The following is a 19,858-nucleotide window of genomic DNA, read 5'->3' on the forward strand; positions in this document are numbered from 1 at the left end:
CTAGGCCGCCTCATCCGGCGTCAGAAGCCCTTCGGCGACCAGACGATCTGCCCAGCCCTGCGGGCCGGTAAAGTGATGTGTCTGCCACCCTCGCGCCCGTGCCGTTTCGATGTTGTCGATCCGATCGTCCGTGAACAACAAAGCCTGGGGCGGCAGGCCGCAATCGGCTTCGACCATTTCATAGATCGGAACATGCGGTTTGACCGTCTGCATCCGGCCCGACACATAATGCCGGTCAAATTCGTTCAGAAACGGATAGACCGTGGTGGCATAGTCGAAATTCTGCACTCCGAAATTGGTCAACGCAAAAACGGGGATACCTTTGGCACGCAACGCCCGCTGCAGGCGGACGGAACGGGGAATTTCCGGCGCGGCAAGCTCGATCCACTTGTCATGCCACATGCGGATTTCGTCGCGCCATTCAGGGTACTTCTCGGCCCAATCATAGATCGTATCCGTGAAATGATATCCCTGATCCACAAGGTCGTTCATCCCATGCAAATCGACCTCACGGAACATGGCCCGGCGCCGCTTTTCGCCGATGACCCGGTCATAATACCGTTCCGGTTGCCATTCGATCAGAACATTTCCGATGTCGAAAACGACGGCTTCAATCGGCATGAGCGTATCCCGGTTTAATCAATCCCTGTTCCTAACGACTGAACCAATCTTGGCGGGAATGTTCAAGGCGCAACCGCAGCGCGCAGCGCTGCCCGGCCCAACCGGCGATGGTGCATCTATGATGCGCCTGAGACGGGCGGGAGGGTTACGCCCGTCGCGCCGCCCGTAATTCACGCTCAAGCGCATCCAAAAAGCGAGACCGATCAGCCTTACCAAATGGCTTTCCTCCGCCACCCGCCCCCAAAGGGTTGGCCGCGCGTAGGTCGGCCATCAGGTCGCGCATCGCCAGTTGCTGGCCGATGTTGGCCGCTGTGAACGCCTCGCCATTGGGGCGCAGAACACGTGCGCCGGCTTCGACGCATTTCGCGGCCAGCGGGATGTCAGAGGTCACCACAACATCCCCCGGGCCACAGCGATCTGCGATCCATTTGTCGGCTTCATCCGCACCTTCAGAGACCACCACAACCTGCACCAACGGGTTCGCCGAAGGACGAAGCCCACCGTTGGAGACCAGGGCCATCGGCACTTTGTGCCGGGTTGCCACGCGCTCGGCCTCAGCCTTTACGGGGCAGGCATCGCCATCGATATAAAGGGTCGTCACGCCGTCTTTGCCTGTGTTTCCGCAGGGGTCTTGCGCACCTTGAACTCCTCCGGGATAGGCATCCGGTTGAACGCATCCAGGCCCGCAATCTTATAGGCCTCGGCCAGTGTCGGGTAATTGAATGTATTCTGCACAAAGTAATCCACGGTGCCTTTCAGGTTCAAAACAGCCTGCGCGATGTGGATCAGTTCGGTCGCGCCTTCGCCAACGATCTGCACGCCAAGAACCCGGCGGGTTTTCAGCGAGAACAACATCTTCAGCATCCCGTGCTCCAACCCCATAATGTGCCCGCGCGAGGTTTCCCGGAACCGCGCCACGCCGACTTCATAAGGGATGCCGCGCTCCTGCAATTCTTCTTCGGACATGCCGCAGGTCGAGATTTCGGGAACGGAATAGATGCCATAGGGGTACCAGGGGCTTTCCGGCAGGGTTGGGGTTTCCAGCGCATGACAGGCCGCAACGCGCCCCTGTTGCAGCGAGGTCGACGCCAGCGAGGGGTGCCCGATCACATCGCCTGTGGCATAGATATGCGGCACGGCGGTCTGATAGGTCTTGCGATCAACTTCGACGCGGTTGCGGTGATCGGTTTCCAGCCCGACCGCCTGCAAATTCAGCGCCGAGGTCGCGCCCATCCGCCCCGCCGCGAACAAAAGCATCTCGGCGCGCACATGGCGTCCGTTTTCAAGGGTCACTTCGACATGACCCGCTGCATCCTCGATCTTTTCGACGGCAGACCCTAGTCGCAGGTCCACCCCATTCTCGCGGATCTGATGGGTGAAATCATGGATCAGGCGGCTGTCAACGAAATCCAGAAACGTGTCGCGCGGCTCGATCAGCGTGACCCGTACGTCCAGGGTGGAAAACATTGTGGCATATTCGACCCCAATGACACCCGCGCCAATCACGCAGAGCGATCGGGGAATTTCCGCCATCTCCAGAAAATCATCCCCGTCCACAATGGTCTTGCCGTTGAAGGGCACGTAATCGGGCCGATAGGTCTTGGTCCCGGTGGCGATCAGAAACTTGGCGGCGGTCACCCGTATCTTGTCGTCTGCGTCGGTGGCTACCTCTACCTCATGCGGGCCGATGAATTTCGCTAGCCCGTTCAGCGTTTCCACGTGGTTGCGGTTGAACTGATGCTCCAGCACGTCAACTTCGTGGTCCAGCGTCATGTGCAGACGTGCCTTGAGGTCCTCGGCACGGATCTGATCCTTGACCCGGTATGAGCGCCCGTAAAAGCTGCGTTCGCGCCAGCCTGACAAGTTCAGCACCGTCTCCCGCAGGGTTTTCGAGGGGATGGTGCCAGTGTGCACCGATACGCCCCCCAGCCGGTCCTTGCGGTCGATTACCAGCACGCGCCGTTTCAGCTTGCCCGCCTGAATTGCTGCCGAACGTCCCGACGGGCCAGACCCGATGATGATCAGGTCATAATCGTATTTGCTCATGCCTCAGTCTCCGTACAGTGCCTCGGCGTGGAAGGTGATGTGATCTTCCATAAAGGTCGACACAAAGAAATATGAGTGGTCATACCCCGGTTGCAGCCGGAAGATTGCCTGTTGCCGACGTTCGGCAATCGCCAGCGCCAAGGTTTCGGGACGCAGCAGGTCGATGAACTGGTCGTTTGCACCGGTATCAATCAGAACCGGGCCGTCAAACCCCTTTTCCTTCATCACAACCGAGGCGTCGTGTTTCGCCCAGGCCGCGTGATCCTCGCCCAGATACGCGCTGAGTTGCTTGCGGCCCCAGTCCGCGCCGGTGGGATTGGAAATCGGCGCGAAGGCCGAGACCGAGCGGAACCGGCCCGGCAGGTTCATCGCCAACGTCAGCGCGCCGTGCCCGCCCATCGAATGGCCGGTGATGGCCTGGCGGTCGCCGTCGATGGCGAAGTTTTCCAGCAACAGCGCGGGCAGTTCCTCGGCCACGTAGTCCCACATATTGAAATGCGGTGCCCAGGGGGCTTGGGTTGCGTTCACGTAGAACCCGGCGCTTTGACCCAGATCGTAATCTTCGTGATCCGCCACCCTTTCGCCGCGCGGCGAGGTGTCTGGGAATACGACAGCGATACCCTGTTCCGCGGCCCATGCCTGTGCGCCGGCTTTGATCATCGCGTTTTCATGGGTGCAGGTCAGCCCCGACAGATACCACAAGACCGGGACAGGGCCGTCCTTGGCCTCAGCCGGTAAAAACAGGCCAAAGGTCATATCGCATTGGCAAGCTTTGGACGCATGGCGATAGACGCCTTGCACGCCACCGAAACAGGCATTTTCCGACAGGGTTTCCATCTGGTATTGTCCTTACGTTAGGTTCGCGTCATGGCTAGCCTTCCCAGCCCCCTACGTAAAGTCTGTGTGCCTTTGGTTATCGGGTATTTTTCGCAAAGTTGAAGATCAGGGCGCGGTGACCCATGCGATGATCAGCGGGACCGTCAGAATGCTGGCCGCCGTCGACAACAAGATCGCCGCCGAAGCCCGGTGCGGGGCCACGCCATAATGCGCCGCCAGCATGTAGACATTGCCCGCCACCGGCAGCGCAGCAGCTGCAATGGCGACCGAGGCCGGGAATGCGGCCACCGGAATAATCCAGATCAGAACCACGGCAACACAGGCCGGATGTATGACAAGCTTGCAGAAACTTAACCAGCCCGCCACCTGCACACGTTCAGCGGATTTGCTGGCCAGCGAGGCACCGATGGCAAACAGGGCCCCCGGCGTAGCCGCGCCGCCCAAAATCGTCAGAAAATCATTCAAAGGTGCGGGGACCGGGAATTCAAGGGCCGACCATAGCAGCCCTGCTGAGATCGAAACGATCATGGGGTTTTTCAGCAATCCCAATCCGATCAGGCGAAAGGTGGCGGGCGTCAGCCGCCCGTCGCGCCCGCCATTGATCAAAATCACGATCAATGAGGAAAAAACGACCAAATCGACCGTCAGCACCAGCATCACCGGCCCGATGGCTGCCTCGGAAAAAAGCAGGGCCAGCATTGGCAGGCCAAGAAAACCCACGTTTCCGATGGCGGCACATTGGGCTTCGACTGCGGCTGTGGGGATGTCCAGGCGGCGCACCCATGCAACAAACGTCGCCAGCGCATAGACCGTCATGGTGCCCAGCAAATACCCGACAACAAGCCGACCGTTAAAAATGTCGGCAAAGGGCAGGGTGGCGGCAAAGCGGAACAACATCGCAGACAAAGCGAAGAAGAACACGAATTTTGTCAGATAGGCTGTCGCCTCTTGGGAAAAGAACCGGCTACGCCCAGCCCAGTAGCCCAGGCCAATAATCGCAAAGAACGGAAGTGTGCGCAGGAAGATATCGACCATGGCCCGAGTGTTAGCACGGTTTGGCAGCTCGACAAGTTTTCAAATGCAGGCGGGCGCTTGTACATGAATGAAACGGGTGACGGTTGCGTTCCGATGATAAAATTAATGGAATTTGCGGTTTCGAATACGCTCCGGTTATGCGAATCGTTGTATCTGAACTGAACGGTTTATAGATTCGACCAACCTGTTGCCCAAGGAGAGCTCATGACCGACACAGCCGTCATTCTGCGAACAGGCCGCAAATTCGATCAGGTATTGCGCGGTGCCCGGGCAGTATTCATGGCGGACGGTTTCGAAGGCGCAAGTGTGGATGATATCGCGCGTGCAGCCGGCGTATCCAAGGCGACACTGTACAGTTACTTCCCCGACAAACGCCTGTTGTTCATGGAGGTGGCGCAGACCGAATGCAAACGGATGGCCGAGAACATCATCTCGATGATCGACGACAGCAAGCCCGCGCGCGAAGTGCTGACAATAGCGGCGACGCAACTGACCAGCTTTCTGGTGTCAGAGTTCGCACAGCAGGTCTTTCGGATTTGCGTGGCTGAACGGGACAGGTTTCCCGAGCTTGGAAAAGCCTTCTATGAGGCCGGGCCGCAAAATGGTCAGCGCCAGATGGCTGAATATCTGGAAAAAGCCGTCAACAAAGGCGAATTGGCCATCGAAGACGTTCAGATCGCAGCTGAACAGTTTTCCGAATTGTGCAAAGTGCGGATTTGGACGCGCGCCGCATTTGGAATTCAATCCAGCTTCAGCCCGGCCGAGATCAACGAGATCGCGCTGCAGGCGGTTGATATGTTCATGTCCCGCTACGGGATCTAGTCGCCTTTCTGTGTCCACAAAGTCGCAAGGACACCCGCTTGGACTTGCTTCGCTTTTTTGCCTGATTGTATCGGGGCGGCGGTGGTCGCTGCTATTTTCCCGCAGGCGCCCGTGGGCGGCGCATAGTGCACTCTAAAGATCGACCCCACAGGGTCATGGTGTCGGCCCGGTAAGCCAGTTGACAATGGATTTTGTATTTTGGATACATTGGGCAGAGATTTCGCGGCGATGAGAGTCGTCAAAGATTGCTCGGGCCAAAACAGAGCAAAGCGAATGTCTGACTAAAACATTTCTGGGAGAGACACATGAAACTGAAATTGATGGCCGCAACTGCTGCGATCGCCCTAACGGGTGCTGCGGCACAGGCTAATACCCTGGTTTATTGCTCAGAAGGATCGCCCGAAGGGTTTGATCCCGCACTCTTTACCGCAGGCACCACATTCGATGCGTCCTCGCATCCGATCTACAACCGCCTGCTTGAGTTTGAAACCGGCACGACCAACGTCATCCCCGGTCTGGCCGAAAGCGTCGAGGCCAGCGATGATGGTCTGGAATACACGTTCAAGCTGCGTCAGGGCGTCAAGTTCCATTCGAACGACGAATTCACCCCGACCCGTGACTTTAACGCTGATGACGTGATCTTTTCGTTCATGCGTCAGAAGGACGAAGGCCACCCCTTTAATCAGGTATCTGGCGGCACCTGGGAATACTTCCAGGGCATGGGTATGCCGGATCTGGTCGAATCCATCGAAAAGGTCGACGACTACACTGTGAAGTTCAAACTCTCCAAGCCCGAGGCCCCTTTTGTGGCCAACATGGCGATGGACTTCGCGTCGATCCTGTCGGCGGAATATGCTGACGCGATGATGGAAGCGGGCACACCTGAAAAGCTGAACACCGCGCCGATCGGCACCGGCCCGTTTTCCTTCGTGGCCTATCAGAAGGACGCCGTGATCCGTTACGCCAACAATGGCGATTACTGGAAAGCGCCTGCGGATGTCGACAATCTGATCTTTGCGATCACCCCGGATGCCTCGGTTCGTTATCAAAAGCTGAAGGCTGGTGAATGCCACATCATGCCTTATCCGAACCCCGCCGACATTCAGGCGATGCAGGATGACGCAGACATCAACATGATGGAGCAAGAGGGCCTGAACGTCGGTTATCTGGCGTATAACACCACCATGGAGCCGTTCGACAATCCGAAGGTCCGTAAGGCGCTGAACATGGCGATCGACAAGAATGCGATCATTGATGTGGTGTTTCAGGGCTCGGGGCAGGTTGCCAAGAATCCGATCCCACCGACCATGTGGGGCTATAACGACGCGATCACCGACGACGCCTATGATCCCGAGGCGGCCAAGGCGATGCTTGAAGCCGAAGGTGTATCCGATCTGTCCATGAAAATCTGGGCAATGCCGGTACAGCGTCCTTACAACCCAAATGCGCGCCGTATGGCCGAACTGCTTCAGGCGGATTTTGCCAAGGTCGGTGTGGATGTCGAAATCGTGTCTTATGAATGGGGCGAATACCTGTCGCGTTCGAAAGACCTGAATCGGGATGGCGCGGTTCTGCTGGGTTGGACCGGCGACAACGGTGATCCGGACAACTTCCTGGCCGTGCTGCTGGGCTGTGACGGTCGCGAAGCATCGAACCGCGCGCAGTGGTGCCACGAGCCCTTCGAAGACCTGATCCTGAAGGCCAAACAGTCCACCGATCAGGCCGAACGCACCAAGCTGTACGAAGAGGCGCAGGCTGTCTTCAAAGAGCAGGCACCCTGGGCCACAATCGCGCATTCGGTTGTCTACATGCCGATGAGCAACAAGGTGCAGGGCTATAAGGTGCATCCGCTGGGCGGCCACATCTTCTATGGCGTAAGCGTCGAATAAACCACCACTCACCGGCCGGAGCCGCCCAATCGGCGGCTCCGGTCTGTTCTTCTGGAGATCGGTCTTTATGCCGGATTTGTCCGAGTACCGCCAACTGGCAAAGGACATGTCAGTGGATGCCGTGGCGCTGGTGCCCGGCCCGAATTTCACCCGCGCTTTGGGAAAACCCTTCATGAGCCACGAGCGACCCTTTGTGGTCGTGGTCCCGGCCAAAGGCGATCCTGCTGCGATTGTGCCCAATCTGGAATTGGGGTCATGGGCGCAGGTTGGATTTGAGGGCACTGTTTTCGACTGGCGCGACCAGTCCGGATATGACGGTGCCTTTGCCGCGCTGGCGGAACACATGCCTTTGTCTTCGCTTGCCGTCGAAGGACAGGTGATGCGTGTCTTTGTTTCCAAGGCACTGACCCGCGCGCTGCCTGATCTGCGGATCGTGGATGGCGAGCGTGAGATCTCCGGCCTGCGCATCATCAAGACAGATGACGACATTGCCGCGCTGCAAGCGGCAATTGATATCTCGGAACGTGCGCTGGGGCGGGTCATCGCGGATGTACGCGTGGGCCAGACCGAGAAGCAGATCGAACAATCCCTGATCCAGGCGCTGTTTGCCGAAGGGGCTGCTTCGCTGGCCTTTGCGCCCATTGTGGCCGCTGGCGATAACTCAGCCCAACCGCACGGCAAGGCGCGTTCGGATTACCGGATCAAGGCAGGTGACGCGCTGCTGTTTGACTTTGGTGCCCGCAAACATGGCTTTGCCGCCGATATCACCCGCACCTTCTTTGTCAAAGAGGTCTCGGACGAGGGCAGGGCGGTCTACGACATGGTTCTGCGTGCCAATCAGGTCGGGTTTCAGGCCTGCCGCCCCGGTGTCACGGCACATGATATCGACGATGCGGTGATCAGCGTGCTTGAGGCCTCGCCCTTTGCCGACCGTATCCGCACCAAGACGGGTCACGGGCTGGGTCGCGATGTCCACGAGGCCCCTTATATCATGCGCGGAAATGACCAGAAAATCCTGCCGGGCATGGTCTGGACCAATGAACCAGGCCTTTATGATCTGGACAATTTTGGCGTTCGCATAGAAGATGACGTGCTTGTCACCGAGGATGGCTGTCGGTCGCTGACCCGCTTTCCCAAAGATCTCACAATCATAGGTCGCTGATGTTTGGCTACTTTCTCTCTCGCCTCGGTATGTTCATCCCGACCTTTTTGGGTGTGACGCTGATTTCCTTCATGTTCATCCGGGTTTTGCCGGGCGATCCCATCATCGTCATGGCCGGTGAACGTGGCATGACCGAAGAACGCTATCAGGAAATGGTCGAAAAGCTGGGCTTCGACAAACCGGTTCTTCAGCAATACTGGGAGTATCTGACCGGTGTTTTGCAGGGTGATCTGGGCGAAAGCTTTGTCACCAAGAAACCGGTCTGGGATGAATTTTTCGCCCTGTTCCCCGCCACGATGGAACTGTCGCTTTGCGCGATGATTTTTGCCGTGGCTCTGGGCCTGCCTGCCGGTGTGATCGCGGCGGTCAACCGGGGCAAGTTCTTTGACCGGGCGCTGATGTCCTCGGCGCTGGTTGGGTATTCCATGCCGATCTTCTGGTGGGCGCTGCTGCTGATCATCGTATTTTCGGGCAATCTGGGCTGGACGCCGGTGTCGGGCCGGATCGACCTGCTGTATTACTTCCCGGACGTGACCGGCTTTATGTTGATCGACAGCCTGCTTTCGGGGCAAGAAGGCGCGTTTGCATCAGCCGTGCGTCATCTGATCTTGCCGACAATCGTTTTGGGCACCATTCCGTTGGCCGTAATTGCCCGTCAAACACGTTCGGCAATGCTGGAAGTTCTCGGCGAGGACTATATCCGTACCGCCCGCGCCAAGGGCCTTGCGCCCGTACGGATCAATGGTTTGCACGCGCTGCGCAACGCGCTGATCCCGGTGATCACTGTGATCGGCCTGTCGGTCGGCACCCTGCTGGCGGGCGCAATTCTGACCGAGACGATCTTTAGCTGGCCCGGCATCGGCAAGTGGATGGTCGACAGCATTTTCCGCCGTGATTACCCAGTGGTGCAGGGCGGCCTGCTGATGATCGCAGTGATCGTCATGCTGGTGAACCTGCTGGTCGATGTCCTTTACGGCGTCATCAACCCCAAAATCCGGAGGCGATGATGGCTGAACTGTCCGCAACCCCACCCAAAATCGAAGAGCGCCCCAGCGCCCTGCGCGAATTCTGGTACTACTTCAGCGAAAACCGTGGCGCGGTGTTCGGTCTTTGGGTCTTTGCCGCCTTTGTCTTTTGCGCGGCCTTTGCGCCCTTGCTTGCCCCCTATGACCCGACCGAGCAGTTCCGGACCCACATCTTGCAACCCCCCGCCTGGCAAGAGGGCGGCAGCTGGGCCTTCCCACTGGGCACTGATCCGCTGGGGCGGGATATGCTGTCGCGGCTGATCATGGGGTCGCGCTATTCCTTCTTTGTCGGCATCGTCGTGGTCTGTGTCGCGGTGACGGGCGGTGTGATCGTCGGGCTGTTGTCGGGCTTTGCACCGAAATGGGTCGATACGCTGATCATGCGGGTGATGGATATCATCCTGTCTTTCCCGTCGCTGCTGCTGGCGCTGGTTCTGGTGGCGATCCTTGGGCCGTCGCTGACCAACGCGATGATCGCCATCGCCATCGTGTTCCAGCCGCATTACGTGCGACTGACCCGCGCTTCGGTGCTGTCGGAACGGCAGAAAGACTATGTCACCTCGGCCCGTGTGGCCGGGGCGGGCAAGGCCCGGTTGATGTTCAAAACCGTATTGCCGAACTGTCTGGCCCCGATCATCGTTCAGGCGGCGCTGTCGTTTTCTACGGCTATTCTGGACGCCGCCGCCCTTGGCTTTTTGGGCATGGGCGCACAGCCACCGACACCGGAATGGGGCACCATGCTGGCCGAAGCGCGTGAATTCATTCTGCGTGCCTGGTGGGTGGTGACCTTCCCCGGGCTGGCCATCCTGGTCACGGTGCTGGCCATCAACCTGATGGGCGACGGTCTGCGTGACGCGCTGGACCCGAAACTAAAGCGGAGCTGACGACATGAGCCTGTTGGAGATCCGAAACCTCACCGTCGAATTCGCCACTGCGTCGGGCCAGTTTCGCGCTGTGGATGGCGTCGACCTGTCTGTCGACAAGGGCGAGCTTATGGCCATCGTGGGCGAAAGCGGCTCGGGCAAATCCGTGTCGATGCTGGCGCTGATGGGCCTGCTGCCATGGACCGCGACAATCACGGCCGACACGCTGAGTTTTGAGGGGATCGACCTGGCCAAAATCTCGGCGCGGGACCGTCGCAAGATCATCGGCAAGGATATCGCTATGATCTTTCAGGAACCGATGTCCTCGCTGAATCCCTGTTTTACCGTTGGTTTCCAGATCAAGGAAGCGCTGCGCATCCATCTGGGACTGAACCGCAAAGACCGCCACCAGCGCGCCATTGAGTTGTTCGATCAGGTTGGTATCCCGGCCCCTGAAAGCCGCCTGGGTACTTTTCCGCATCAGATGTCGGGCGGGATGAACCAGCGGGTGATGATCGCCATGGCGATTGCCTGCAACCCCAAACTGCTGATCGCGGACGAACCTACAACGGCGCTGGACGTCACCATTCAGGCGCAGATTCTGGACCTTCTGGTCCAGCTGCGCGACGAACAGGGGATGGGGCTGGTGCTGATCACCCACGATATGGGTGTCGTCGCTGAAACCGCTGAACGGGTTCAGGTGCAATACGCCGGCCAAAAAGTCGAGGAACAATCTGTCGCCGACCTGTTTCGCACCCCGCGCCATCCTTATACATCCGCATTGCTCAGCGCGCTGCCCGAACGGGCGACGTCCAAGATGCTGCCGACCATTCCCGGTGTTGTGCCCGGTCAGTTCGACCGACCAAAGGGATGCCTGTTCAGTCCCAGGTGCCAATTCGCCGATGATCTTTGTAAAACCCTGCCACCAACCCCGCACAGCGCAGAGTTCGGCAAAGCCCGTTGTCACCATGTCGAAAAGATAACCGCCGGAGAAATGGCATGACCGCCCCTATCGTTCAGGCCAGCGCATTGGCCAGGTTCTATACCGTCAAAGGCGGGCTTTTGTCGAAACCAGCGACGGTCAAAGCCTTGTCCGGCGTGGATTTCGATCTGCAACCGGGCAAAACGCTGGCCATCGTGGGGGAATCCGGTTGCGGGAAATCGACGCTGGCGCGGGTTGTAACAATGATCGAGGAGCCGACATCGGGTAGCCTGACCATCGACGGCGTCGACATCACCCCATCGAAGTGGGCGCAGATGCGCGAGACGGTGCAGATCGTGTTTCAGGACCCTTACGGGTCGCTAAACCCGCGTCAGCGGATCGGGCAGATTTTGCAGGAACCGCTGATCATCAACCGCCGCGACATGTCCGCCGCCGACCGCGAGGCGCGCGCGCGTGAGATGATCAACCTTGTCGGCCTGCGTCCCGAACATTACGACCGTTACCCGCATATGTTCTCGGGCGGGCAGCGCCAGCGGATCGCGATTGCCCGCGCGCTGATGCTTAACCCCAAGGTGCTGGTTCTGGACGAACCGGTCTCGGCGCTGGATGTGTCGATCCAGTCCCAGATTCTGAACCTGCTGGTCGAGCTGCAAGAGCGCCTGAACCTTGCCTATCTGTTCATCTCGCACGACCTGTCTGTGGTGAAGCATTTCGCCGATGATGTGATCGTCATGTATCTGGGGCGGGCGGTGGAACGGGCCCCCAAGGAACTGCTTTTTGCAACCCCCCGACATCCCTATTCCAAGGCGCTGCTGTCCACGACCCCGCGGGCTGATCCCGAGGCGCGAAAAGAGCGGATAAAGCTGGAAGGCGAATTGCCGTCACCGATGAACATCCCCAAAGGCTGCGCCTTTGCTCAGCGATGCTGGTTGGCAACCGACGAATGCCGCGCCGCCCCGCCCGAGCTTAGCGGCACCACACATCAGGTGGCGTGTCTGCACCCCCTAGGCTAAGGTCCTTCGATTTTTCGTTTGGTGGTCACCATATCCAGCAGTTGATCCTTGGTGCGCTGAATATGCTTGGTCAGAAGGTCACATGCTTTGTCCTCTTGCCCCGCGCGGGCCAGCGACAAAAGCTGCCGGTGATCTTCTTTCGCCGGTTCGCGTTGTTCCATAACGCTGAGGTGCATCCGGACATAGCGGTCGGATTGCAGGTTGACGCGTTGAAGAATTTCATTGGTCAGCCCACGACCAGCAGCAGCATATAACGCCATGTGATATTCATAATTCAGACTGCCCCACCGGCCCACATCATAGGCTTCATAAGATTTTTCCATCTCGGCCAATATGGTTTCGCAAACCGCGAAATCCGCGTCGGTCATCTGCGGGATGGCGCGTTTGAAAAGATCGACCTCAAGCAAGACGCGCAGGTCGAAAATCTCGCCTATTTCTGACAGGGAGTGCACTGTGACCGATGCGCCCCGGTTATTTGTCAGATGCACAAGCCCCTCGGCGTCCAGCCGCTTGAGCGCTTCGCGGATTGGCATACGCGAGACGTCGTAATCCTCGGCCAGTGCTTCCTGACGGATGGTTTCGCCTTCGGCCATTTCACCGCTCAGAATCCGCTCTCGCAGGTCATTTGTGATAACGTCGGGCAGGCTTTGTCTTGGGATCGCGCGTGTTCTGGGCATTTGGTTGGACTCGGGCACTTGTAAACTTGTATCCAAAATACAAAATGAGGGCGCGATTTCCAAGGGCCTAGAAATCACTGGTCTGTGTTAATTGGTTACAGAACGCTGCGTTAGATGGGCGCTGCGTTCTTACGGCCCAAACACCGCCCCGAACAAAGAGAGGGAAGGAGGACAATATGGACAACCAGCGGTTCCTGCCCAAAGGCGCGATATCCGTGGATGTGCCGTATGACGGACCACCAAAATCCTTTTATTTTCTGCTGCTGCCCAATACGACGATGCTGGCCTTTAGCGCCGCAATCGAACCTTTGCGTATCTCGAACCAGCTGGCAAGAAAGCAATTGTTCGAATGGTATGTTCTGACCCCCGACGGCGCACCTGTGGCCTGTTCCAACGGCATCCGCATTCAAGCCGATCATCCGATGCAGGATTTGAACAAAGGAGCCTATACCTTTGTGTGTTCCGGGACCGAGCCCATGACCTCGTTTGACGCAGGTGTTCTAAACTGGATTCGCAAGCAAAAGGCGCATGGCTGTGACTTTGGCGGCATTTGCACCGGTGCTTTCGCACTGGCCAAGGCCGGGCTGATCGGGGATCGAAAATTCACGGTTCACTGGGAAAACCGACCCGGGTTCTGCGAGAATTTCACGACGATGGTGCCGACGCAGAACCTGTACGAAATTGACGGCAAGCTGCGCACTTGTGGCGGTGGGCACGCCAGCACGGACATGATGCTGGAGGTTATCGAAGAGATGTTCGGCAACGCCCTTGCACTGAGTGTCTCCGAGATGTGCCTGCACCGCCGCGCCGGTGAAAGCGGCAGCACGCAGGTTTCCCCGGTTTCGGCCCTGCTGGGAACCCGCAACGCCAAACTGATCGAGGCCGTGCAGATCATGCGCAACCACATTGAATCACCACTCAGTCTAGAATCCGTGGCAGATTTGGCCAACCTGTCCCGCCGTCATATGGAACGTCTGTTCAGGCAACACACCAACATGTCGCCGGGTCGGTATTACAACAATCTGCGCCTGGACCGTGCGTTTGCCTTGCTGAACGAAACGGACCTGAGCGTGTCTGAGATTGCCTTTGCATCCGGGTTTTCAAGCGCCGACCGGCTTTCGGTTCATTTTCGGGGAAGGTACAGGGTTTCCCCACATAATTTCAGACGCTCATGGGCGCATGGCGATGATGGTTGAAGCTGTCCGAACAGGGAAATCAATGTGTGTGTTCATGTATTGATTAGGGCTATGAGTTTTATCCAAACAATCTATTGGACCGATGGAGGGATTTATCCCAAATTGCGGCCAGTTTCGGGGATTCCGCTTTATTATGAGGCCAGCCATGTGGACCTACTCCAATCCGGTCAGAACTGTATTCGGGGCCGGTTCGTTCGCAGAGCTGCCCCGGCTTATCGGGGGGCGCACATACGCTTTGGTGACCTATCCAAGTCCACGGTTTCAGGCTTTGGCGCAAAAACTGGCGGAAACGGCGGGCCCTGCGGCTCTGATCATTGACGATGTCGCGCCAAACCCGGATTACAGCGTCTTGCCAGATCAATCCGCACGGTTTGCGCGGCTAAAGCAAGACGTGGACGTCATCGTCGCGGTTGGTGGCGGCTCGGTCATTGACTCGGCCAAGGTGTTTGCCGCCGCCAATGGTGATTTTGGCAAGGTCGCGCGGTTTCTGGAAACCAAAACTGGGGCCGAAGCGCTGTCATCCATTCCGGTTATCGCGGTTCCGACAACCGCAGGCACTGGCAGCGAAGTTACCTGCTGGGCGACGGTTTGGCATGAACGCGATGGCGAGAAGTACTCGCTGGCGCGGCCGGATCTGTATCCGGAAACGGCGCTGATTGACCCCGAGTTGATGGTGAACAAACCCTACGGGCTGACGCTGGCGACGGGTTTGGATACGCTTTCACACGCGTTGGAGAGTATCTGGAACATCAACGCAAACCCGATCTCGGCCGGGCACGCGGTTGCCGCCGCCCGCATGGTTCTGGACACATTGCCTGATCTGCTGAGCGATCTGGGAAATCTGAACCTGCGCACCCAGATGGCCCAGGCCGCGCTAAGCGCCGGTTTGGCCTTTTCCAACACCAAAACTGCGATCGCACATAATCTGTCCTACCCGGTCACGCTGGGTTGGGGGGTGCAGCACGGCATCGCGTGTTCATTCACTTTGCCGATTATCCTGCGGTCCGTGGATGGGCTTGGCGGGTTCCGACAGGCGGCATTGCACGACATTTTCGGGCCGGATCTGGTGGCTGGTGCGGATCAGCTGAACGCGTTCCTGAACGGGCTGGGCGTTGCCACCCGATTCGCCGATTACAACATTGATGATGACCGGCGCATGAACATCATCGACGAAGCCTTCGCCGGTGAGCGCGGCCGAAACTTTGCCGGCACAAAGGCGGGTTTTCTTGCCGCTGCTGACGCCATGCAATCCTCGCACCGGAAAGTGGCGTGAGGCAGTAACCGAACTTTGGTGCGTGCCCGCACCGTTAACAAGGACCGAAAGATGACATTGCACACGCCGATCACCGCCAACGAACGGGTTTACCCGCAGCCCAAAGTTCCGGCCATTGCGATCTGCCTGGACGGGTGTGAGCCGGAATATCTGGACAAAGCCATCGAACAAGGGCTGATGCCCACGCTCAAACGGATACGCGAGACAGGGACCGACCGGCTGGCCCATTCGGTGATCCCGTCTTTCACCAACCCCAACAACCTGTCGATTGCCACAGGCCGCCCCCCAAGCGTGCACGGGATTTGCGGCAACTACCTGATCGACCCGGACAGTGGCGAAGAGGTGATGATGAACGATGTGCGGTTCCTGCGGGCGCCCACCATCTTTTCGCACTTCTATGATGCGGGCTATCGTGTGGCCATGGTCACCGCCAAAGACAAACTGCGGGCACTGCTGGGTGCGGGTCTGAAGTTTGACGAAAACCGCGCTGTTGCGTTTTCGTCCGAGCGGTCGGGCGAAACAACCGTGGCCGAACACGGTATCGACAATGCCAGTGAATGGCTGGGTATGCCCGTGCCCGAGGTATACTCTGCCGATCTGTCCGAGTTTGTCTTTGCCGCAGGCGTAAAGCTGCTGCAGGATTTCAAGCCGGACATCATGTATCTGTCGACCACCGATTACATTCAGCACAAGTTTGCCCCGGATCAGCAGGGCGCGCTGGATTTCTATGCCATGTTCGACCGGTATTTGGCGCAACTGGACGAGATGGGCGCTGCCATTGTCATCACTGCGGATCACGGCATGAAGCCGAAACACAGCGCCGATGGCACGCCAAATGTCATCTACGCCCAGGACCTGATGGATGAATGGCTGGGCAAAGACGCCGCCCGCGTGATCTTGCCGATCACCGACCCTTATGTGGTGCACCACGGGGCGCTTGGGTCTTTCGCCACGGCGTATCTGCCCGAAGGTGCGGATAAGGTTGATATCATGGCCAGGCTGGATGCAATCGACGATATGATCCTGGTGGTCGACAAGGACGAGGCGATCCGGCGCTTTGAGCTGCCCGCCGATCGGATCGGCGATATCGTCATGATCTCGGGCGAGAATATGACCATCGGCACCTCGGCAGATCGTCACGATCTGGCCGCGCTGAAGGAACCTTTGCGCAGCCATGGCGGGCTGACTGAACAAGAGGTGCCCTTTATCGTCAACCGCGTGATTGATCTGGGTAACGCGCCCGAATTGCGCAACTTTGACGCCTTTTTCTACGCCACCACAGCTGCGGCTTTGTAGTAATGGACGGGAACATGAACACATCCGACATCCGCAACGAGGGTATGCGCATCGGGGGAGAGATCGTCTTTACCGATGCCACCGTGCCGGTGCATTACCCCTATACCAACGAGGTCGTGGGCACCGTTCCTGCGGGCACCGCGGAACATGCGCGCAAGGCTTTTGAGATTGCCGCGAATTATACCCCCAAACTAACCCGATACGAGCGCAGCCAGATTCTGCAACGCGCGGGTGAATTGATCGGCGAGAAACGCGAGTATCTGGCCAAATGGCTGACGCTGGAGCTGGGCATCTGCCATCAGCACGCGATCTATGAGACCAAACGCGCGCAGGACGTCTATCAGTTTTCTGCCGCTGAGGCGCTTAAAGATGATGGTGAGATATTCTCGTGCGATCTGACCCACAACGGGAAAGAGCGCAAGATTTTCACCAAACGCGAGCCGGCCAAAGCCATCAGCGCGATTACCCCGTTCAACCACCCGCTGAACATGGTCAGCCACAAGATTGCGCCGTCGATTGCCACCAACAACTGTATGGTGTGCAAACCAACCGAGCTGACGCCGCTGACGGCGCTGACGCTGGCCGACATCCTGTATGAGGCCGGCCTGCCGCCCGAGATGTTTCAGGTTGTCACCGGCTGGCCGCAGGACATTGGCGATGAGATGGTCACCAATGACAACATCGACATCATCACCTTTACCGGCGGTGTTCCGGTGGGCAAGATGATCGCCGCAAAAGCGGGGTATAAACGGCAGGCGTTGGAGCTGGGCGGCAATGACCCTTTGATCGTTCTGAACGACCTTTCCGATGCTGATCTGGATAAGGCCGCGACCATCGCTGTGGCCGGGGCAACCGGCAATTCAGGTCAGCGGTGTACGGCGATCAAACGCATTCTGGTGCAGGAAAGCGTGGCGGATAAATTCGTGCCGTTGGTACTGGAAAAGGCCAAGGCGATCCGCTTTGGCGATCCACAGGGCCCGGAAACCCAACTGGGCTGCGTGATTCACGCCCAAGCCGCCGAGCTGTTCGAAAAACGCGTTTACATGGCCGAGGCGGACGGCGCGGAAATCCTCTATCATCCCGGCCGTCAGGGCGCGTTGTTGCCGCCGATTGTCGTCGACAGGGTGCCGCATGACAGCGAACTGGTGATGGAGGAAACCTTTGGTCCCATCGTGCCCATCGTACGCGTGCCTGACGACGACGCGGCGGTCATGGACATCTCGAACGGGACCGAGTTTGGCCTGTCCTCGGGTGTGTGCACCAACGATCTGAACCGCGCCATTGCCTATATCAACGGTTTGGATGTTGGCACCTGCAACATTTGGGAACAGCCGGGTTATCGGATCGAAATGTCCCCCTTTGGCGGCATCAAGGACAGCGGCAATGGTGTCAAGGAAGGGGTCATCGAAGCGATGAAGTTCTTCACCAACGTCAAAACCTATTCCTTGCCCTGGCCGGGTTAACCCCTGTCCGCAAGAACATGATGCCCCGGCCGCTATGACCGGGGCATTGCTTTGCGCAGATATAACGTTGGGTTTTACCCCTGAACCACGTTCTGCCGCTGAATACCCAGCCCTTCGATGCCCAGTTCCATCCTGTCACCCGGTTTCAGATAGGTTTGCGGGGTCTGCCCCATGCCCACGCCCGGCGGCGTCCCGGTCGAGATGACATCCCCCGGCTGCAACGACATGAACTGCGACAGGTGCGAGATGACAGTTGCCACGCCAAAATGCATCGTGCGGGTTGAACCATCCTGATATCGGTGGCCGTCCACCTCAAGATACATCGGCAGGTTCTGCGGGTCCGCAACCTCATCCCGCGTCACCAGCCAAGGGCCGATCGGGCCGAATGTGTCGGCCGATTTACCTTTGACCCACTGGCCCGAGCGGTGCAGTTGAAAATCACGTTCCGACAGATCATTGACCACGCAATATCCGGCCACATGGCTCAGCGCTTCGGCCTCGGACACGTATTTGGCCTGTTTGCCGATCACCACGCCCAGTTCGACCTCCCAATCGGTTTTGACCGAGCCCCTTGGGATTTCAACCGTATCATTCGGGCCAATGATGGCAGAGGTGGCCTTGAAAAAGATCACAGGTTCGGCGGGCAGGTCCATGCCGCTTTCGGCGGCGTGATCGGCATAGTTCAGGCCAATGCAGACGAATTTGCCCACATCCCCGACACAGGCACCGATACGGGTGTCGGCGGCGACAACAGGCAATTCTGCAAGGTCAAGCCCGCGCAGCTGCGCCAGACCTTCGTCGCTTAGCACCGGACCGGCGATATCCCCGACAACACCCGACAGGTCGCGAATATCTCCGTTCTGGTCTAAAATACCGGGCTTTTCTGCACCAGCCGGTCCATAGCGTAAAAGCTTCATTTCCTGTTCCCCTTCAACTCAGATGGTCCAGCCGCCGTCGATGGCAAAGGGCTGACCCGTGGTGTATTTGCTGGCGTCGCTTGCCAGATAAAGCGCAAGTTCGGCTATCTCATCCGCCGTGCCAATGCGGCCCATTGGTTGACGGGCGATGAAGTCCGTCATCGCCTGTTCATAATCACCGGTGGCGCGCAGACGGTCATGCAGGCTGGGGCTGTCCACGGTGCCGGGGCAGATCGCATTGCAGCGGATGCCCTGCGTGACAAAGTCGGCGGCGACCGATTTGGTCAACCCGATCACCGCGGCTTTGGACGCGCAATAGGCAAACCGGTTTGGTACCCCTTTCAGGGAGGATGCGACCGAAGACATGTTGATGATTGACCCGCCCCCGTTTTCCAGCATTACCGGCAGGGTCAGGCGGATCAGCCGGTACATGGCCTTGACGTTGAGATCAAAGCTGAAGTCCCAATCGTCTTCGCCGCAGTCCAGGATTGAGCCGCCCGCAACGTATCCGGCGCAGTTGAACAACACGTCCAGGGGCGGCCATTCAGCGGCTGCGGCTTGAACGACCCTGGCATCGGTGACGTCCAGTTTCAGCGGGTGAACGCCGTCAATCCGGGCCAATTCAGCCAAGGCTGCATCATTGATATCGCAGGCGATGACCTGCGCGCCGTCAGCCGCAAAAAGATGCGCCGTTGCGCGGCCGATGCCTTGTCCGGCGGCTGTAATCAGGGCCGTCTTGCCGGACAGACGGCCCGGCGGGGTGGATAGCGTCATATCTTT

General features: G+C 58.4%; 19 protein-coding genes. 11 read left to right on the forward strand and 8 right to left on the reverse strand.

The genetic code is table 11. The annotated features are described in order from the left end of the window. From JT51_RS13060 to JT51_RS13080, 5 genes are all read right to left on the reverse strand, one after another. Complete coding sequence (locus JT51_RS13060; RefSeq protein ID WP_037313269.1) at positions 1–621, reverse strand: HAD family hydrolase; 621 nt, start codon at positions 619–621, stop codon at positions 1–3. Between the two features lie 145 nt (positions 622–766). Continuing rightward, the gene (locus JT51_RS13065) at positions 767–1,222 is read right to left on the reverse strand and encodes a YaiI/YqxD family protein (protein WP_037313270.1); all 456 of its coding nucleotides are present in this window, start codon (positions 1,220–1,222) and stop codon (positions 767–769) included. Continuing rightward, on the reverse strand, positions 1,219–2,667 hold the full coding sequence (gene sthA, locus JT51_RS13070) for a Si-specific NAD(P)(+) transhydrogenase (RefSeq protein WP_037313272.1): 1,449 nt from the start codon (positions 2,665–2,667) through the stop codon (positions 1,219–1,221). Before sthA ends, JT51_RS13065 begins: the two co-directional genes overlap by 4 nt. 3 nt (positions 2,668–2,670) lie before the next feature. Then, on the reverse strand, positions 2,671–3,504 hold the full coding sequence (fghA, locus tag JT51_RS13075) for an S-formylglutathione hydrolase (protein WP_037313274.1): 834 nt from the start codon (positions 3,502–3,504) through the stop codon (positions 2,671–2,673). Between the two features lie 105 nt (positions 3,505–3,609). Next, a complete protein-coding gene (locus JT51_RS13080) occupies positions 3,610–4,539 on the reverse strand; it encodes an AEC family transporter (RefSeq protein WP_037313276.1) in 930 nt (309 codons plus the stop codon). Between the two features lie 204 nt (positions 4,540–4,743). Here JT51_RS13080 and JT51_RS13085 point away from each other — a divergent pair, with 204 nt between their 5' ends. From JT51_RS13085 to JT51_RS13115, 7 genes are all read left to right on the forward strand, one after another. Next, on the forward strand, positions 4,744–5,361 hold the full coding sequence (locus JT51_RS13085) for a TetR/AcrR family transcriptional regulator (protein WP_037313278.1): 618 nt from the start codon (positions 4,744–4,746) through the stop codon (positions 5,359–5,361). A gap of 305 nt (positions 5,362–5,666) precedes the next feature. Continuing rightward, a complete protein-coding gene (locus JT51_RS13090) occupies positions 5,667–7,250 on the forward strand; it encodes an ABC transporter substrate-binding protein (protein ID WP_037313280.1) in 1,584 nt (527 codons plus the stop codon). 67 nt (positions 7,251–7,317) lie between these two features. Continuing rightward, positions 7,318–8,412, forward strand: a complete 1,095-nt coding sequence (locus JT51_RS13095) for a M24 family metallopeptidase (RefSeq protein ID WP_037313281.1) — start codon at positions 7,318–7,320, stop codon at positions 8,410–8,412. Beyond that, complete coding sequence (locus tag JT51_RS13100) at positions 8,412–9,419, forward strand: ABC transporter permease subunit (RefSeq protein ID WP_037313283.1); 1,008 nt, start codon at positions 8,412–8,414, stop codon at positions 9,417–9,419. Before JT51_RS13095 ends, JT51_RS13100 begins: the two co-directional genes overlap by 1 nt. Beyond that, positions 9,416–10,321 (forward strand): ABC transporter permease subunit, encoded by a 906-nt coding sequence (locus JT51_RS13105; RefSeq protein WP_081894687.1) that lies wholly within the window; start codon positions 9,416–9,418, stop codon positions 10,319–10,321. Before JT51_RS13100 ends, JT51_RS13105 begins: the two co-directional genes overlap by 4 nt. A gap of 4 nt (positions 10,322–10,325) precedes the next feature. After that, the gene (locus JT51_RS13110) at positions 10,326–11,303 is read left to right on the forward strand and encodes an ABC transporter ATP-binding protein (RefSeq protein WP_037313286.1); all 978 of its coding nucleotides are present in this window, start codon (positions 10,326–10,328) and stop codon (positions 11,301–11,303) included. Next, a complete protein-coding gene (locus JT51_RS13115) occupies positions 11,300–12,256 on the forward strand; it encodes an ABC transporter ATP-binding protein (RefSeq protein WP_037313290.1) in 957 nt (318 codons plus the stop codon). Before JT51_RS13110 ends, JT51_RS13115 begins: the two co-directional genes overlap by 4 nt. Here JT51_RS13115 and JT51_RS13120 read toward each other — a convergent pair. Next, complete coding sequence (locus JT51_RS13120; protein WP_037313292.1) at positions 12,253–12,933, reverse strand: GntR family transcriptional regulator; 681 nt, start codon at positions 12,931–12,933, stop codon at positions 12,253–12,255. The two genes, JT51_RS13115 and JT51_RS13120, sit on opposite strands and share 4 nt — an antisense overlap. Positions 12,934–13,109: 176 nt before the next feature. On the opposite strand from JT51_RS13120, the gene JT51_RS13125 reads away from it, so the two are divergent. From JT51_RS13125 to phnY, 4 genes are all read left to right on the forward strand, one after another. Next, positions 13,110–14,129, forward strand: coding sequence for a GlxA family transcriptional regulator (locus JT51_RS13125; RefSeq protein WP_037313296.1), 1,020 nt, complete (start codon positions 13,110–13,112; stop codon positions 14,127–14,129). A gap of 145 nt (positions 14,130–14,274) precedes the next feature. Further along, a complete protein-coding gene (gene psrA / locus JT51_RS13130; RefSeq protein WP_200876088.1) occupies positions 14,275–15,402 on the forward strand; it encodes an iron-containing alcohol dehydrogenase PsrA in 1,128 nt (375 codons plus the stop codon). Between the two features lie 51 nt (positions 15,403–15,453). Beyond that, positions 15,454–16,698: a phosphonoacetate hydrolase gene (phnA, locus tag JT51_RS13135; protein WP_037313301.1), complete on the forward strand. Its 1,245-nt coding sequence runs from the start codon at positions 15,454–15,456 to the stop codon at positions 16,696–16,698. A gap of 14 nt (positions 16,699–16,712) precedes the next feature. After that, positions 16,713–18,161, forward strand: coding sequence for a phosphonoacetaldehyde dehydrogenase (gene phnY / locus JT51_RS13140; protein ID WP_037314237.1), 1,449 nt, complete (start codon positions 16,713–16,715; stop codon positions 18,159–18,161). 74 nt (positions 18,162–18,235) lie between these two features. Here the strand turns inward: phnY and JT51_RS13145 are convergent, their stop codons facing one another. Then, positions 18,236–19,078: a fumarylacetoacetate hydrolase family protein gene (locus JT51_RS13145; protein WP_037313304.1), complete on the reverse strand. Its 843-nt coding sequence runs from the start codon at positions 19,076–19,078 to the stop codon at positions 18,236–18,238. An 18-nt stretch (positions 19,079–19,096) separates the two neighbouring features. Then, positions 19,097–19,852: an SDR family oxidoreductase gene (locus tag JT51_RS13150; protein ID WP_037314238.1), complete on the reverse strand. Its 756-nt coding sequence runs from the start codon at positions 19,850–19,852 to the stop codon at positions 19,097–19,099. Positions 19,853–19,858: the final 6 nt, after the last annotated feature.

The organism is Ruegeria halocynthiae, assembly GCF_000743705.1.
GTDB lineage: Bacteria > Pseudomonadota > Alphaproteobacteria > Rhodobacterales > Rhodobacteraceae > Ruegeria > Ruegeria halocynthiae_B.